Annotated in this window: 1 protein-coding gene; it reads right to left on the bottom strand. The window is 48.0% G+C overall.

Annotated features, from left to right (window positions below; all coding sequences use genetic code 11):
• Positions 1-63: 63 nt before the first annotated feature.
• On the bottom strand, positions 64-879 hold the full coding sequence (locus tag P3H15_RS53735) for an aminoglycoside O-phosphotransferase APH(3')-Ia (RefSeq protein WP_000018329.1): 816 nt from the start codon (positions 877-879) through the stop codon (positions 64-66).
• Positions 880-1,832: the final 953 nt, after the last annotated feature.

Genomic DNA, 1,832 nt, shown 5'->3' with positions numbered 1-1,832 from the left:
GGAACCCCTATTTGTTTATTTTTCTAAATACATTCAAATATGTATCCGCTCATGAATTAATTCTTAGAAAAACTCATCGAGCATCAAATGAAACTGCAATTTATTCATATCAGGATTATCAATACCATATTTTTGAAAAAGCCGTTTCTGTAATGAAGGAGAAAACTCACCGAGGCAGTTCCATAGGATGGCAAGATCCTGGTATCGGTCTGCGATTCCGACTCGTCCAACATCAATACAACCTATTAATTTCCCCTCGTCAAAAATAAGGTTATCAAGTGAGAAATCACCATGAGTGACGACTGAATCCGGTGAGAATGGCAAAAGTTTATGCATTTCTTTCCAGACTTGTTCAACAGGCCAGCCATTACGCTCGTCATCAAAATCACTCGCATCAACCAAACCGTTATTCATTCGTGATTGCGCCTGAGCGAGACGAAATACGCGATCGCTGTTAAAAGGACAATTACAAACAGGAATCGAATGCAACCGGCGCAGGAACACTGCCAGCGCATCAACAATATTTTCACCTGAATCAGGATATTCTTCTAATACCTGGAATGCTGTTTTCCCGGGGATCGCAGTGGTGAGTAACCATGCATCATCAGGAGTACGGATAAAATGCTTGATGGTCGGAAGAGGCATAAATTCCGTCAGCCAGTTTAGTCTGACCATCTCATCTGTAACATCATTGGCAACGCTACCTTTGCCATGTTTCAGAAACAACTCTGGCGCATCGGGCTTCCCATACAATCGATAGATTGTCGCACCTGATTGCCCGACATTATCGCGAGCCCATTTATACCCATATAAATCAGCATCCATGTTGGAATTTAATCGCGGCCTAGAGCAAGACGTTTCCCGTTGAATATGGCTCATAACACCCCTTGTATTACTGTTTATGTAAGCAGACAGTTTTATTGTTCATGACCAAAATCCCTTAACGTGAGTTTTCGTTCCACTGAGCGTCAGACCCCGTAGAAAAGATCAAAGGATCTTCTTGAGATCCTTTTTTTCTGCGCGTAATCTGCTGCTTGCAAACAAAAAAACCACCGCTACCAGCGGTGGTTTGTTTGCCGGATCAAGAGCTACCAACTCTTTTTCCGAAGGTAACTGGCTTCAGCAGAGCGCAGATACCAAATACTGTTCTTCTAGTGTAGCCGTAGTTAGGCCACCACTTCAAGAACTCTGTAGCACCGCCTACATACCTCGCTCTGCTAATCCTGTTACCAGTGGCTGCTGCCAGTGGCGATAAGTCGTGTCTTACCGGGTTGGACTCAAGACGATAGTTACCGGATAAGGCGCAGCGGTCGGGCTGAACGGGGGGTTCGTGCACACAGCCCAGCTTGGAGCGAACGACCTACACCGAACTGAGATACCTACAGCGTGAGCTATGAGAAAGCGCCACGCTTCCCGAAGGGAGAAAGGCGGACAGGTATCCGGTAAGCGGCAGGGTCGGAACAGGAGAGCGCACGAGGGAGCTTCCAGGGGGAAACGCCTGGTATCTTTATAGTCCTGTCGGGTTTCGCCACCTCTGACTTGAGCGTCGATTTTTGTGATGCTCGTCAGGGGGGCGGAGCCTATGGAAAAACGCCAGCAACGCGGCCTTTTTACGGTTCCTGGCCTTTTGCTGGCCTTTTGCTCACATGTTCTTTCCTGCGTTATCCCCTGATTCTGTGGATAACCGTATTACCGCCTTTGAGTGAGCTGATACCGCTCGCCGCAGCCGAACGACCGAGCGCAGCGAGTCAGTGAGCGAGGAAGCGGAAGAGCGCCCAATACGCAAACCGCCTCTCCCCGCGCGTTGGCCGATTCATTAATGCAGCTTCTAG

This window comes from Rhodococcus sp. T2V (genome assembly GCF_029269925.1).
Lineage (GTDB): Bacteria > Actinomycetota > Actinomycetes > Mycobacteriales > Mycobacteriaceae > Rhodococcus_F > Rhodococcus_F koreensis.
The sequence above is the reverse complement of the archived record's forward strand: the minus strand, read 5'-3'. Positions and strand labels throughout refer to the sequence as shown.

What these genes read in the sequence shown, in the direction of transcription:
- P3H15_RS53735 (WP_000018329.1), bottom strand. Translation starts at nt 879, where the DNA reads ATGAGCCATATTCAACGGGAAACGTCTTGCTCTAGGCCGCGATTAAAT.